This is a genomic window from Methylorubrum sp. POS3, assembly GCF_043352485.1.
In the GTDB taxonomy this organism is placed as follows: Bacteria; Pseudomonadota; Alphaproteobacteria; order Rhizobiales; family Beijerinckiaceae; genus Methylobacterium; species Methylobacterium suomiense.
On record NZ_JAPRBT010000001.1, the window covers coordinates 3783671 to 3797270 of the forward strand.

The following is a 13600-nucleotide window of genomic DNA, read 5'->3' on the forward strand; positions in this document are numbered from 1 at the left end:
ACCATGCCGATTGAAAGAACGGGGGAGCGCGAGAGCGGGCTCCCGGGGCTTCCCGAGGGCGCTTAAGCCCGGAGGGGAAGCGGGGATCATGGCGCAGGTTCGGCCAAGCGACGGCAGGTACCGGCGTCGGATCGGTTCCGCGTGGCTTGGAGCGACGCTGCTGGCCACGGCCACGGCCGGCTGCACCGTGACGCCCCAACCGCTCGGGCAGGCCGAAATCGGTGCCTATGCGGCGGACAAGCTGCGCCGCGTCGGTTCCGATCAGCCGCTACCGGGACCGCGCATCGATCTCTACGAGGCCTTCGCCCGCGCTCTGAAGTACAATCTCGATCAGCGCGTCGAAATCATGCAGACGGCCGTGCGAGCTCGGGAGCTGAGCTTCGCCAGCTATTCGATGCTGCCGAACTTCGTCGCCAACAGCGCCTATGCGGGGCGCGACAACTACGTTGCGAGTTCTTCGATCTCGGTGCTGAGCCAGCGCCAGTCGCTCGAACCCTCCTATAGCCAGGACAGGAACTTCGTTTTCGGCGACTTGTCGCTGAGCTGGAACATCCTCGATTTCGGTCTGTCGTATGTGCGCGCGCGGCAGGCCGCCGATGCCGTTCTCATCGCCGAGGAGAATCGCCGCCGGGTGGTGAGCCGCATCATCGAGGATGTGCGGACCGCCTATTGGCGCGCTTTGACGAGTGAGCGCCTTGCGAGCCGCCTGCGCGCCCTCGAAGGCCGCGCTCAGAACGCGATCAGTGACGCCCGTCGGCTCTATAACGAGCGCCAGACCTCGCCGATCACGGCCCTCACCTACGAGCGTGAACTGATCGAGATCAGGCGTGAGGCCCAGCGCGTCGAGGCAGACCTGCTCGTCGCCCGCAGTCAGCTCGCGTCGCTGATGAACCTCCCCCCCGATCTGCCGTTCCGGCTGGCCGAGATGGAGGGAGTCGAGGCGGGTTTGAAGCTCGGCGTCGCCGATTCCGATCTCGTTCGCGTTGCCCTGGAGAACCGGTCGGAACTCCGCGAGGTCGCCTATCGCCAGCGTATCAACGGGCGGGAGGCGACCGCCGCCCTGCTGGAAATGCTGCCCGGTTTCAACGTCATCGTCGGCGCCAACGCCGATTCGAACCGCCTGCTCTACAATTCGAACTGGGTTGGCTGGGGCGCGCGCGCGAGCTGGAACCTGATGAGCGTGTTCCGCTACCCCGAGCGGACCAGCCTCATCGATGCGCAGGACGCGCTCCTCGACAAGCGTGCACTGGCCGTGACCATGGCGGTGATGACCCAGGTCCATGTCAGCCGGATCCGCCACGCGCTGGCGATGAAGGAATTCGAGACAGCCGCCGCCTTCCGCCGTGTCCAGCGCCGTATCGTGGGGCAGATGCGGGCGTCCGCTGCGGCGCTCTCGACGAGCGAGCAGACCCTGATCCGCGAGGAGATGAACACCCTGATCGCCGAGGTCAAATTCGATCTCGCCCATGCTGCCGTCCAGAACGCGCGGGCCAACGTCTTCGCATCCCTCGGCCTCGACTCCTTTCCGTTGGCAACCATCGATGGCCAGGATCTCGATGGCCTGACGCGAGCCGTGCGGACGAGCTGGCTCGGAATCGGGGCGGTCCTCGCCGAAGCGCCTCCGATCCCGCGCGTGCCCGCCGTTCCGCCCCTGAGGCTGAGGCACTGAGGCAGGGATCCGCTCGCCTCGTGGCACGAGCCGAACATCGACCCCGCCACCGCAAAAGCTCCCGCGCCGGGGAGCGCGCCGCCGGAGCGATGGGCGGCGATCAGATCGTCGCGTAGCGAGGCATCAGGGAGCCACTCGCGACGGGCGTCACCGCACCGGTCCGGCCGGGCAGAAGCCGGCGCAAGCGTTGCTCGACACCGCGGGTCTCGCGCTCGAGGCCGGACGAGGCGTCGGAGAAGATCTCGGCCAGGGGTGCGCCGAGCTCCGTCAGCGCAGCGCGATAGCCCCAAGACGGGCCCAGGCGGCGCGGGAGGACACACCGAGCGCGTCGGAATAGCCCTGCACCGAGCCCGTCCGGCCCATCGCTTCGAACATCATCGTCAGATCAGCCACAGCGTGTTCCTGCCGATCCGAACCAGCCCCCTGGGGCCGAGCGCCATCACAGCCTGACCCAATCTGGAATATGGGTTCATATTGATGGCCTCAAAACAGTCGTTCACAACATGACGGCCCCGTTCGGGGCCGCGCCCATGATGCGACCGACATAACGCCCCGGGTCACGTCGACACGCGTCGCCGAAACCATCCGATGGGCACACAGGCCGAACGCCGATGTCCTCAGACCTGTTCGTTTCCTACCTCCAGTCTGCCGAGGCTGATGCCGAGGATGTCCTCGCCTTGCAGCGTGCGGCGATCGCCCGTCATCTCGGTCGCCGCGGGCGCCTTGCTGCCGAGATCATCGGTGACACGGCCTGTGCGGTTGAGCCGGACCTGAGCGAGGCGATGAGCCTGTGCCATCGGCACGGCGCAACGTTGCTGATGGCCGAACTCGGCATCTGGGGCGATGAGTCCGCCTTCCTGCGCAAACTGGGCTACGAACTGCGTCGCCTGAATCTCCGCTTCGTCGCCTTGGACAGACCGGAGGCCAGCGAGCTGACCCTCGGCATCATGGCTGCGGTGACGGAAGCGGAGGAACGGTTCGACGTGATCCGCACGCCCGAGATCGTTGCCCGCCGCCGCGACTTCTATGCCCGCTTCACCGCCGAGCGTCGCAAATGCGCAGCGACCGGGTCGGGTCACATGTCTGTCCGCGGATCCGAGACGCGTTTCCAGATCGAGGACCAGCGGTCCGGAACGTCGCGGAGCTGGGAACGCGCACGGGACGTGGCGCCGCTTCTCACGGAAATTCGCGCGGCCGGCGTCGAAACGCTGGAGCAGGTCGCCCACACGCTCAACGCTCTCGGTATCCCCTCGGCCCGCGGAAACCGTTGGTACCCGATGCAGGTGGCCCGCGTTACGAAACGCCTTGCGGCTGTTGGATGAGGCGGTCGCCTCTACCCTGATAGCGATGGTGGCTCAGCTCCGGCATGCAACACCACCGCTGCAGGATGCCGGCACCATGATCGAGTCTTGGCTGTCCGCTGATTTCGAATGGATGCGTTTTCAGCCGTCGCTTCGACTCCAAGCAGCACTCGTGAGCGGCGGCTTGACATAATCCTTCATGCATGAACCATTCATGCTCGAAGGATATCGCAGCGATGGTCGACCGCAACCGCCGTCTCAGACTGGACGATCAGCTCTGTTTCTCGCTCTATGCCGCGACGAACGCGGTGGTGCGGGCTTACCGGCCCCTGCTCGGTGATCTGGGCCTCACCTATCCGCAATATCTCGTGATGCTCGCGCTCTGGCAGGATGGGGCCGCGCCGGCCCACGCGTTGGCCGCACGGCTGAAGCTCGGCGCCAGTGCCATCACGCCGCTGGTCGACAAGCTCGAAGCGGCCGGTCTCGTGACCCGCGCCCGTGCCGCCGACCGCCGCGTCGTTCTCGTCGCCTTGACCGAAGCCGGCCGTCGTCTGGAGGACAGGGTCGCCGCGGCGCAGCAGGCCGTCGTCTGCCGCACCGGGCTGACCGAGGAAGGCCTCGCCGACCTGCGACAGGAGTTGAAGGCCCTCGCCGACCGTGTGGCGGCCCAGGGCGGTGAGCTGCAGGACGAGACAATCTGACGGGACCCGACGTCCGCCGCGCCGGGTCGCACGCAACGAAGGTCCGAAACAGGACCGGTGGGAGGGAGACGCCGATGATCGACGCAAGGCTTCGGCCTCTGCGGACGCGCCTGCTCACGGCGCTGTTCGCCGTCGTTCAGACCGTGCTGGGCATCGCGGCCGCTCAAGCGGCGGATCACCCGCCTTTCGTCTTCACGGGCATTCCCGATCAGGACGAGCGGCGCTTGATCGAACGCTTCGGCAAGGTGGCCTCCTATCTGGAGGCCAAGCTCGGCGTGCCCGTGCGCTACATTCCGGTGAAGAACTATCCGGCTGCAGTCACGGCCTTCACCAACGGGCAGGTGCAGCTCGCCTGGTTCGGCGGCTTCACCGGCGTGCAGGCGCGGAGGGCGGCATCCGGCGCCCGTGCCATCGCGCAAGGCGCGGAGGACGCAACCTTCAAGACCTACCTCATCGCCAATGTCCGGACCGGCCTCGTCCCGTCGAAGGAGTTCCCCAAGGCCATCGCGGGGAAAACCTTCACCTTCGGGGCCCGCACCTCGACTTCGGGCCGCCTCATGCCCGAACATTTCATCCGCCAGGCCTTCCCGGGACAGACGCCGGATCAGGTGTTCTCACGGGTCGGCTATTCGGGGGACCATTCGCGCACGATACAGCTCGTCCAGTCCGGCGCCTTCGAGGTCGGTGCGGTCGATTACACGGTGTGGGACCTCGAGACCAAAGCCGGCAAGGTCGATGCCTCCGCCGTGTCGGTGATCTGGGAGAGCCCGACCTATCCGGACTATCAGTGGACCGTCCGCGGCGACGTGGACACCGTCTACGGTGCTGGTTTCACCGAGCGTCTGACCGCGGCACTCGTCGCGATCGAGGACCCGGCGATCCTCGAGCCGTTCGGACGCTCGAAATTCGTTCCCGTGACGGACACCGCCTACGACCCGCTGATCGCGGTCGCCAAATCCACCGGGCTGCTCGACTGAGGCGCCCGTGCCCATTCCCGCTCTCGCCCTGTCGGATGCCTCGGCCGCCTATGGCGGACGGGTGGTGCTGCAAGGCATCGACCTGACGATCCGGGCCGGTGAGCGCGTGGCGTTGCTGGGCCGCTCGGGGGCGGGCAAATCGACCCTGCTCGGCCTCCTGCACGCACAGGCCCCGGGGCGCACCGCGTTGGTGCCCCAGACCACGGCGCTGGTGCGCACCCTGTCGGTGTTCCACAACGTCTATATGGGCCGGCTCGACCGGACCTCGACCTTGCACAACCTGCGCACCCTGGTCCGTCCGGCGGCGGCCGACCTGCGCGAGGTGGGGGCGGTGCTGGCCCGCGTCGGGCTCGCCGAGACGATCCGTGCCCGTGCCGGAGCGTTGTCCGGCGGGCAGCAGCAGCGGGTCTCGGTCGCCCGCGCCCTCTACAATGGTGGCCCGATCCTGATCGCCGACGAGCCGGTCTCAGCGCTCGACCGCGTGCAAGGCGAGGGCGTTCTGGCCGAGATGGCCCGCACGCACGAGACGCTGGTGCTGGCGCTGCACGACGTCGCCCTGGCGCTCGCCGCGACCGACCGCATCGTCGTTCTGGAAGCGGGCCGCATCGTCCTCGACGCGCCCGCCCGCGAGCTCGATGCGGCGCGGCTCACCCCCTACTATGCGGGGACAGCGTGAGCGGTCTCGGGCGCCTCTCCCCGCACGCGCCCTTCTCGGGCTACGCCGCGATCAGCCGCTGGTTCGCGGCCTTGGCGCTCGCCGCCCTGCTGGCAGCCGATCTCCACGTGTCGAGCCTGCAGCCCTGGGCCGAGCTGCGTCGACTGCTTGCAGGATTCGTCCAAGCCGACCTCCCGTCGGTCGAGGCCTTGAGCGTCGTGCACACGGTCGCGTTCGCCGTGCTGGGCGTCGGACTCGGGGCGGGATCCGGCTTTCTGCTGGCGATCCCCTTCGCGCGCTCCCGGACGGTGCGCGGGCTCTGCGCGTTCCTGCGGTCGGTGCACGAGCTGTTCTGGGCGCTTCTGCTGATCCAGGTCTTCGGCCTCTCGGCGACCACCGGCATCCTCGCCATCGCGCTCCCCTACGCGGGCATCTGCGCCAAGGTCTATTCGGAGATCATTGAGGAGGCTGACCTCGCAGCACTTCGCGTCCTGCCGCCCGGCACCGGCGGGGCGTCCGCCTTCTTCTACGCCCGCCTGCCGGACGTGGCGGACAAGCTTCGCCACTACACCCTCTACCGGCTCGAATGCGGCCTGCGCTCGACCCTGGTGCTCGGCTTCATCGGCCTCCCGACCATGGGCTTCCACCTCGAATCCGCCTTCCGCCAAGGTCGCTACGGCGAGGCCGGCGCCCTGCTCCTCGTGTTCTACGTCCTGATCGGCACGCGCCGGCTGTGGCTGCGCCCGCTCACCCTGCCGTTCCTCGCGGTGGCGAGCCTGATGGCGCTACCCGCCACGATCGGCAGCCCGGCGATCGGGGCGAGCCTCGCCCGCATTCTCGGCCACGACATCGTGCCGGTCCCCTTGCGCGGCGCGGCATTCTCGGATCCGGACACGTGGCTTCGCCTCTGGACGTGGCTGCGGCCGATCCTCACGGATCAGATCGGGCCGGGCGTCCTGCAGACCCTGATGCTGGCGCAGATCGCCTTGGTGGCCACCGCGCTCGGCGCGCTCGCGCTGTTTCCCCTCGTCTCGCGCCGCTTCGCCGGGCGCATCGGCCAACCCCTGGGCCGCATCCTGCTCGTCACCGTGCGCTCGACCCCCGAATACATGCTGGCCTACGTCGCGCTGCTGCTGCTCGGTCCTTCGATGCTGCCCGCCATCCTGGCCCTCTCGATCCACAATGCGGGGATCGTCGGCTTCCTTCTGGGCCGCCACGCCGACGATCTGGCCTACCGCCCGGATGCGCCGAGAGGCCTGAACCTCTACGCCTACGAGACCGTCCCCCGGCTCTACGGCCAGTTCCTGGCCTACCTGCTCTACCGCTGGGAAATCATCCTTCGCGAGAGCGCGATCCTCGGCATGCTGGGCGTCGCGACGCTCGGCTTCTACATCGATGCGGCGATCTCGGAGCTGCGGCTCGACGTGGCCGTCGTCCTGATCGCCGCGACCGCCCTGATGACGATGGCGATCGATGCCCTGTCGCGGGCATTGCGCCGCTCCCTGCGCATCGCCGACCTGCCGACCCGCCTGTCGCGGCCGCTCGGCCCAAGCGGGGGAACCTGAGATGAGTGCCCCCATCATCCTCGCCACCGCGGGTCACATCGACCACGGCAAGACCTCCCTCGTGAAGGCGTTGACCGGCATCGACGCCGACCGGCTCCCCGAGGAGAAGGCGCGCGGCATCACCCTCGATCTCGGCTTCGCCTATCGTCACGACGCGGGGAGCCGGACCGGAACGACCCTCGGCTTCGTGGACGTGCCGGGCCACGAGCGGCTGGTGCGCACCATGGTGGCGGGCGCCACCGGGGTCGACGGGGCCCTCCTGGTCGTCGCGGCCGATGACGGCGTCATGCCACAGACCCGCGAGCATCTGTCGATCCTCGACCTGCTCGGGATCGGGCGCGGGGTCGTGGCGATCACGAAGAGCGACCGCGTCGACGCGACCCGCCTCGCCGCAGTGACCGCGGAGGTCCGCTCCCTCCTGGCCGGAACGACGCTGGCGGACGCGCCGATCCTACCCTGCTCGTCCCGGACCGGCGCCGGCCTCGCGGCGCTCTCAGCACATCTCGTCGAGACCGTCGGGCCGGCGGAGGAAGGGGCGCGGCAGCGCGGCTTCCGACTCGCCGTGGACCGCCACTTCACGGTGCCGGGCGTCGGGCTCGTGGTCACCGGCGCCGTGCATGCCGGGACGGTGGCGGTGGGCGACCGGCTCCTGCTCTCGCCGGGCGGCCGGGAGGTGCGGGTGCGCGGGATCCGGGCGCAGGACCGGGACGCCGAGCGGGGCGGGGCGGGGGAGCGATGCGCCCTCAACATCGTCGGTCCCCGTCTCTCCCGTGAGGACGTGCACCGGGGCGACTGGCTCGTCGCCCCTGACCTTCACGGGCCGGCCACGCGCCTCGACGTGCGCCTGCGCCTGCTGCCCTCCGAGCCCGGCCCGCTGCGCCACCGGACGCCCGTGCAGGTCCATCTCGGCGCGGCCGCGGTCGCGGGCCGCGTTCTTCTGCTCGATGGGACATCGCTCGAGCCGGGCGCCGAGGGGCTGGCCCAACTGACCCTCGATGCGCCGCTCGGCGCCCTCGGCGGCGACCGTTACGTGCTGCGCGACGTCTCCGCCCGGCGCACCCTGGGTGGGGGCCGTGTCGTGGATCCGTTCGGCCCACGCCGCGGGCTGCGGAGCCCGAATCGTCGGGCGCTGCTCGAGGCTTTGTCCGAACCGGACGATGCGCGAGCCCTGTCGCAGGCCCTGGCCGGGGCCGAGGGCGGGATCGACCTCGACCATTTCCGCCATGTTCGCAACGTGGCGCCTGCCGCCGAGGCCCCCCTGTTCGCATCCGCGGATCTGCGCGTCGTGCCCGGTCCGTCGGGCCGGCTGGGCTTCTCGGGCCAGCGCCTCGACGCCGTGGCGGACCAGCTGCGCACCCGGCTCGACGCGCTTCACCGCGACGAGCCGGACAATCCGGGACTGACCTACGAGGAATTGCTCGGCTCGCTCCCTCGGATGCTGCACCCGGCCCTGCGCCCCGCCCTGCAGGCCGAACTCGACGCCGGGCGCGTCCTGCGGCGCGGGAGCGTCCACCATCGTCCGGGCCATGTCGTCCGCCTCGCCCCGGTCGATGTCGAGCTGTGGGAGCAGATCTGCGCGATTCAGCGCGCGGCGGGCCGCGATCAGCACCGGCTCAGTCGCCTCGCCGAGCGGCTCGGCCACGAGCCGGACGAGATCCGGCCGCTTCTCGACAAGCTCGGACGGATCGGGTGGCTGCGACGCGTCTCGAAGGCCTATTACGTTCTGCCCGAAGCGGTGGCCGACCTTGCCGGCGTGGCCGAAACGGTCGCCGGCGAGCATCCGGAAGGCCTTCTGACCGTGGGCAATTTCCGGGCGGCGGCGGGGATCGACCGCCACATCACGATGCCGCTCCTCGAGCATTTCGACGCCGCCGGTTTCACGACGCGCCTCGGCGAGGGCCGGCGCATCACCGGCAACCGTCAAACGATCTTCACGCCCGGCGAGGGCGCCGCCGCCATGGGACCGGCCCTGCCATGAACCGATCCGCGAACCGTCCGTCCGTCGGCGCCGCCGTCGAGACGCCGCCGCCCGCGCGGCCGCGACCGCCCTCGGTCGAGCGTCTGCTCACGCATGACAGAGCTGCTGCGCCGCTCGCAGCCTACGGCCGCACCGCGGTGACCGAGGCGATCCGGGCCGAACTCGACGCGATCCGATCGGGTCGCGCGGAGATGGCGCCGGAATCCGTGATCCTGGCGCGCGCCGAGACACGGCTCGACGCCGAGCAGCGCATCTCGCTGCGCCCCGTCCTCAACCTGACCGGGACGGTCCTGCACACCAATCTCGGTCGCGCCCTTCTGCCGCCGGAGGCTGCCCGAGCGGTTGCCGCCGTGATGACCGGTGCATCGAACCTCGAATTCGACCTCGAACGGGGTGAACGGGGCGAGCGCGACAGCCATGTCGAGGCGCTGGTTCAGCGGCTCACCGGGGCCGAAGCGGCGGTCGTCGTCAACAACAACGCGGCGGCCGTCCTGCTCGTGCTCAACGCGCTGGCCATGCGCAAGGAGGTCATCGTCTCCCGCGGCGAACTCGTCGAGATCGGCGGTTCGTTTCGCGTGCCGGACGTGATGGCGCGGGCGGGCTGCCGGCTGCGCGAGGTCGGGACCACCAATCGCACCCATCTGGCCGATTACGCCGAGGCGATCGGCCCGCGGACCGGCCTCGTGATGAAGGTGCATCCGAGCAATTACGCGATCCACGGCTTCACCGCGGAGGCGGCCGAGGCCGATCTCGGTCGGCTTTGCCGGGAGCGCGGCATCCCCTTCGCGGTCGATCTCGGCAGTGGCAACCTTATCGATTTCGCCGCTTATGGCCTGCCGCCCGAACCCACCGTGCAGGCGGCGCTGGCCAATGCCGACCTCGTCACCTTCTCGGGCGACAAGCTTCTCGGCGCCGTGCAATGCGGCATCGTCGCGGGGCGGCGCGACCTGATCGACCGCGTGCGGAAGAACCCGCTGAAGCGGGCCCTTCGGGTCGACAAGATGACCTACGCGGCCCTCGAAGCGACCCTGCGCCTCTACCTGCACCCCGAGACCCTGCGCGAGCGGCTTCCGACCCTGCGGCTCCTGACCCGGCCGGAGGCCGAAATCCGCGCGCAGGGCGAGCGGCTGCTTCCCGGCGTGTCGGAGCGCCTCGCCGGACGGGCGGCGATCAGCGTCGAGCCCTGCACGAGCCAGATCGGGTCGGGCGCCTTGCCGGTCGAGACCTTGCCGAGCGCCTGTCTCGCCTTCCGCCCGCCGGCCGATGAGCGTCGCGCCGGCGCGTGGTTGAAGCAGCTCGCGGCCCGCCTGCGGGCCATGCCGGTGCCCGTGATCGGACGCGTCAGCGACGGGGCGTTGCGCCTCGACCTGCGCACCCTCGAGAACGAGGCCGTCTTCCTCGCCCAGATCGATGCGTTGGCTGGGTCTGCGTCCACGTCACGCGAGGAAACGTGATTATCCCCTCGAAACCGACGCTGCTACATCCAAGAGTGGAGGCGAACGGGGTCTGGTGGCCCTCCTGGTCTTCAAAACCAGCGGTACGCCAACAGCGTACGGTGGGTTCGATTCCCATCCGCTTCCGCCAACGCAATCTCTTCGGATCCACGATGATCCCGGTCCGGCTCGCCGCCGCGCTCCTGCTCCTCGCATCCGCCGCCAAGGCCGAGGGTGCAAAGACCGAGGGCGATCCGGTTGCGGGCGCCACCGCCTTCCGGGCCTGCCTCTCGTGCCACGCCCTCGAACCCGGCCGCCACATGACGGGACCGAGCCTGTCGGGCATCTACGGGGCGCCGGCCGGCAAGGTCGCGGGCTTCGACCGCTACTCGGAGGCGCTGGCGGCATCGCGCTTCGATTGGACGCCGCAACGGCTCGACGCGTGGCTCGCGAACCCGTCCGCGCTCGTGCCGGGCAGCCGCATGACCTATCTCGTCGCCGACGCGACCGTGCGGGCCGACCTGATCGCCTACCTGAAGGCCCTGCACGATGGCAGGACGGACGGCCTCGCCATCCCGCAGACAACCGTCCTCGACCTCAAGACGCTCGGACGCGCGAGCCGGGTCGAGGCGGTGCGGCTGTGCCGCGACACCTTCCGGGTGACGCTCAAGAACGGCGTCACCCTGCCTCTGTGGGAGCGCAACCTGCGCCTGCGGGTCGACAGCTCCGCCGAGGGGCCCGCACCCGGCGAGCCCGCGCTCCTGCCCGGCGGCATGCAGGGCGACCGCTACACCCTGATCTTCCATCACCCGGCGGAGATCGGTGCGCTGATCAAGAGCGAGTGCCCGTCGCCTGGGGCGACCCCATGACGAAGGCCCCGGAGATGCCTCTCCGGGGCCTTCCACCTTTCGCCGGCCGGGTTGGCCGGTACGTCGCTTATTGGCCCTTGACGATCTTCGTCTCGGCCAGTTCCAGCATGAACGTGTCGTAGGGCTGGAAACTCACCCGGTTGCTCACGGCGTACAGGGTGTGCGGCGAGTAGAGGAACAGGACATTGGCCTGGTCGTACACGTACTTCTCGATGTCGCGCACGATCGGCTCCTGATCCTCGAGCTTCGGCGTCGCCAGCAGCTTGGCGAACATCGCGTCGAACTGCGGATCCTCCGGCATGGCGCGGAAGGCCCCGTCCTTGCCGAAGAACTCACGGTGGACGACGCCCACCGGGAATTGCGGCGACCAATCGAAGTGCCACACCAGCTTCACGTCGAAGTCGTCGCCCTTCGGATCGACCATCTTGGTCTTGAGGCCGACCTTGGCGAGCTGCTCGGTCATCGCATCGAAGAGGGCCTTCTGGTCCTCGCCGGCGCCGATCGCCACCGTGGCGTCCGGGATCTTGGCGGCCTTGAGCACCTCACCCGCCTTGGATGCGTCGAGGGCGTAGGGCTTGAGGCTGTCATTGTAGCCGAAGCGGCCGGGCTGGATCATCGCCGGGATCAGTTCGGCATGGCCGCCTTCCCCCTTCTCGATCAGCGCCTTGCGGTCGATCGCCATGTTCATCGCCTGTCGGACCTTGATGTCCTTCCAGGGCGAATCCGGCTTGTTCTGATTGAACACGCCGACGAGCACCGTCTTGGCCTTGGCCATGACGATCTTGGCGTTGTCGCTCTTGAAGGCCATGGCCTCCGAGGGCGTCACCATCGTCACGACATCGACCTTGCCGTCACCGGCCGCGACCGCTTTGAGCGCGTCGGACTTGGAGATGATGTTGTCGAACACGATCCGCACGCTCGGCATGCGATCCTTGTTCCAATACTTGGTGTTGGGCTCCATCACCACTTCGGGTGAGCGCTTATCGAGCTGAGAGACACCAGAAGCGAGCACAAACGGACCAGTCCCCCACGGACCGGCAGCGTCGATGACTCACCAGTTGCCTTCAGCCGACTGCTTCGTGGGGCTCACGAAGCCGAGCTTGTCCCAGAAGGCGTTCGAGCCGACATGCATGCCGCGCAGCTTCATGAACGCGGCGCCGTCGGGCTTCGCCATCTTGAAGAGGATGGTGTTGTCGTCCACCACCTCCATCTGGTCGTCCTTGTCGTAGTTCAGGAACGAACCCGGCGGATGGGGGCTCTTCCACGACTGGACCTTGTCGAACGCCTTCTTGAAGGCGGCCGCATCGAACTTCTGACCGTCCTGGAAGACGACGCCCTTGCGCAAGTTGAGCTTGAGCGTCTTGGGATCGACCCATTCCCAGCTCTCGGCGAGGGAAGGCTGCTGGAGGCCCTTGAAGTCGACCCGGTTGGCCTCCTCCATGGTGTTCCAGGTGATCGACAGCCAGTTCACGGGCGACGGGTCGACCACCGTCACCGTATTGTCGGGACCTGCGGCACGGGCCCCTCCCGATCCCGCTGCGGCCAGGGCGAACACCGTGGCCGTCGCGAGAAGGGAGAAGCGCCGACGCGAGGGTCCCGCAGGGCGGGCTCCTGCTCTCATCGTGCGGTTTCCTCCATGGATGGGGCCTGTCGGCCCCGGTTGCAGGGCCCCCGCCGCGGCGGACGCCCATCTCGAAGAGCGGGTGGGCAAGATCTCAGCCGGCCAGAGGAGCGAGGATCGACTCCAGCTTGCCGTCCGGCGTGTCGCCCTTGATCGTCTCGACGACCTTGCCGGACCGGTCGAGGATCACGGTGAAGGGCACCGCACCGACATCGTTTCCGAGATCGCGGCCGATCTGGATCGCGGACGTTCCGCCGTAGACCGTCGGATACGCGACGCCCATCTTCTTGGTGAAGGCGCGAACCTTGTCGGCGTTGTCGAGGGCGATGCCGATCACCACGACGCCTTTGTCCTTGAACTTGTCGTAGAGCCGGACGAGCTTCGGTGTCTCGATCTGGCAGGGGGCGCACCAGGTCGCCCAGAAATAGACCACGCTGACCTTGCCCTTATAGGCTTCAAGGGTCTGGGGTTCGTCCTGTAGGTTCTTGAGCGGGGTCGCGTAGAGGGAATCGGTCGAGGGCGAGCCACCCTCCGCGGCATGGACCGGCGCGGACAACGCCCAGGCGAGACATGCGAGGGCGCCGATGCGCCCCGTCCGGCTCACGACCATTCCTGTTCCTCCCCGATGCCGATCCCGGGATGTATCCCGGTCCGGCCCATCGCGAAATTTTGCACAAATTAGTGGTGTGCAATTGAACGAGACATATTACGGGTGCCATGGACCGTCCAGCGGGCCATGCAGGATTCTTCCGTATCGGACCGGCTCCCGTGCCTTCTCCCGAGGGCGAGCCCCGCATCGGTCGCGAAGACGTGAGAAGGCGAGGAGCATCG

General features: G+C 68.6%; 11 protein-coding genes, 1 tRNA gene and 1 pseudogene. 10 read left to right on the top strand and 3 right to left on the bottom strand.

The window, feature by feature from the left end:
• Positions 1 to 88: 88 nt before the first annotated feature.
• On the top strand, positions 89 to 1669 hold the full coding sequence (locus OWC43_RS17445) for a TolC family protein (protein ID WP_393957594.1): 1581 nt from the start codon (positions 89 to 91) through the stop codon (positions 1667 to 1669).
• A 267-nt stretch (positions 1670 to 1936) separates the two neighbouring features.
• Here the strand turns inward: OWC43_RS17445 and OWC43_RS17450 are convergent, their stop codons facing one another.
• Positions 1937 to 2062, bottom strand: coding sequence for a hypothetical protein (locus tag OWC43_RS17450; protein ID WP_393957595.1), 126 nt, complete (start codon positions 2060 to 2062; stop codon positions 1937 to 1939).
• Between the two features lie 218 nt (positions 2063 to 2280).
• Between OWC43_RS17450 and OWC43_RS17455 the strand changes: the two genes are divergently transcribed.
• From OWC43_RS17455 to OWC43_RS17495, 9 genes are all read left to right on the top strand, one after another.
• Positions 2281 to 2991, top strand: a complete 711-nt coding sequence (locus OWC43_RS17455; protein ID WP_393957597.1) for a resolvase — start codon at positions 2281 to 2283, stop codon at positions 2989 to 2991.
• Positions 2992 to 3206: 215 nt separating this feature from the next.
• Positions 3207 to 3671 (top strand): MarR family winged helix-turn-helix transcriptional regulator, encoded by a 465-nt coding sequence (locus tag OWC43_RS17460; protein ID WP_393957598.1) that lies wholly within the window; start codon positions 3207 to 3209, stop codon positions 3669 to 3671.
• A gap of 74 nt (positions 3672 to 3745) precedes the next feature.
• Positions 3746 to 4648: a putative selenate ABC transporter substrate-binding protein gene (locus OWC43_RS17465; RefSeq protein ID WP_393957599.1), complete on the top strand. Its 903-nt coding sequence runs from the start codon at positions 3746 to 3748 to the stop codon at positions 4646 to 4648.
• 7 nt (positions 4649 to 4655) lie between these two features.
• Complete coding sequence (locus OWC43_RS17470; protein WP_393957600.1) at positions 4656 to 5324, top strand: ATP-binding cassette domain-containing protein; 669 nt, start codon at positions 4656 to 4658, stop codon at positions 5322 to 5324.
• Positions 5321 to 6868 carry a PhnE/PtxC family ABC transporter permease gene (locus tag OWC43_RS17475; protein WP_393957601.1) on the top strand — a complete coding sequence of 516 codons (1548 nt, stop codon included), beginning with the start codon at positions 5321 to 5323 and terminating at the stop codon, positions 6866 to 6868. Before OWC43_RS17470 ends, OWC43_RS17475 begins: the two co-directional genes overlap by 4 nt.
• 1 nt (position 6869) lies before the next feature.
• Positions 6870 to 8846 (top strand): selenocysteine-specific translation elongation factor, encoded by a 1977-nt coding sequence (selB, locus tag OWC43_RS17480; protein ID WP_393957602.1) that lies wholly within the window; start codon positions 6870 to 6872, stop codon positions 8844 to 8846.
• Positions 8843 to 10300: an L-seryl-tRNA(Sec) selenium transferase gene (selA, locus tag OWC43_RS17485; protein WP_393957603.1), complete on the top strand. Its 1458-nt coding sequence runs from the start codon at positions 8843 to 8845 to the stop codon at positions 10298 to 10300. Before selB ends, selA begins: the two co-directional genes overlap by 4 nt.
• A 37-nt stretch (positions 10301 to 10337) precedes the next feature.
• Positions 10338 to 10430: transfer RNA gene (locus tag OWC43_RS17490), tRNA-Sec, on the top strand.
• A 22-nt stretch (positions 10431 to 10452) separates the two neighbouring features.
• The gene (locus tag OWC43_RS17495; RefSeq protein ID WP_393957604.1) at positions 10453 to 11148 is read left to right on the top strand and encodes a c-type cytochrome; all 696 of its coding nucleotides are present in this window, start codon (positions 10453 to 10455) and stop codon (positions 11146 to 11148) included.
• A gap of 67 nt (positions 11149 to 11215) precedes the next feature.
• Here OWC43_RS17495 and OWC43_RS17500 read toward each other — a convergent pair.
• A pseudogene (locus tag OWC43_RS17500) lies at positions 11216 to 12769 on the bottom strand (ABC transporter substrate-binding protein).
• A gap of 94 nt (positions 12770 to 12863) precedes the next feature.
• Positions 12864 to 13379: a TlpA disulfide reductase family protein gene (locus tag OWC43_RS17505; RefSeq protein ID WP_137827729.1), complete on the bottom strand. Its 516-nt coding sequence runs from the start codon at positions 13377 to 13379 to the stop codon at positions 12864 to 12866.
• Positions 13380 to 13600 lie beyond the last annotated feature (221 nt).

Bases quoted from the DNA above. Each gene is read 5' to 3' on its own strand.
- OWC43_RS17460 (WP_393957598.1), top strand. From the start codon at position 3,207: ATGGTCGACCGCAACCGCCGTCTCAGACTGGACGATCAGCTCTGTTTC.
- OWC43_RS17465 (WP_393957599.1), top strand. From the start codon at position 3,746: ATGATCGACGCAAGGCTTCGGCCTCTGCGGACGCGCCTGCTCACGGCG.
- selA (WP_393957603.1), top strand. From the start codon at position 8,843: ATGAACCGATCCGCGAACCGTCCGTCCGTCGGCGCCGCCGTCGAGACG.
- selB (WP_393957602.1), top strand. From the start codon at position 6,870: ATGAGTGCCCCCATCATCCTCGCCACCGCGGGTCACATCGACCACGGC.
- OWC43_RS17495 (WP_393957604.1), top strand. From the start codon at position 10,453: ATGATCCCGGTCCGGCTCGCCGCCGCGCTCCTGCTCCTCGCATCCGCC.
- OWC43_RS17445 (WP_393957594.1), top strand. From the start codon at position 89: ATGGCGCAGGTTCGGCCAAGCGACGGCAGGTACCGGCGTCGGATCGGT.
- OWC43_RS17505 (WP_137827729.1), bottom strand. From the start codon at position 13,379: ATGGTCGTGAGCCGGACGGGGCGCATCGGCGCCCTCGCATGTCTCGCC.
- OWC43_RS17455 (WP_393957597.1), top strand. From the start codon at position 2,281: ATGTCCTCAGACCTGTTCGTTTCCTACCTCCAGTCTGCCGAGGCTGAT.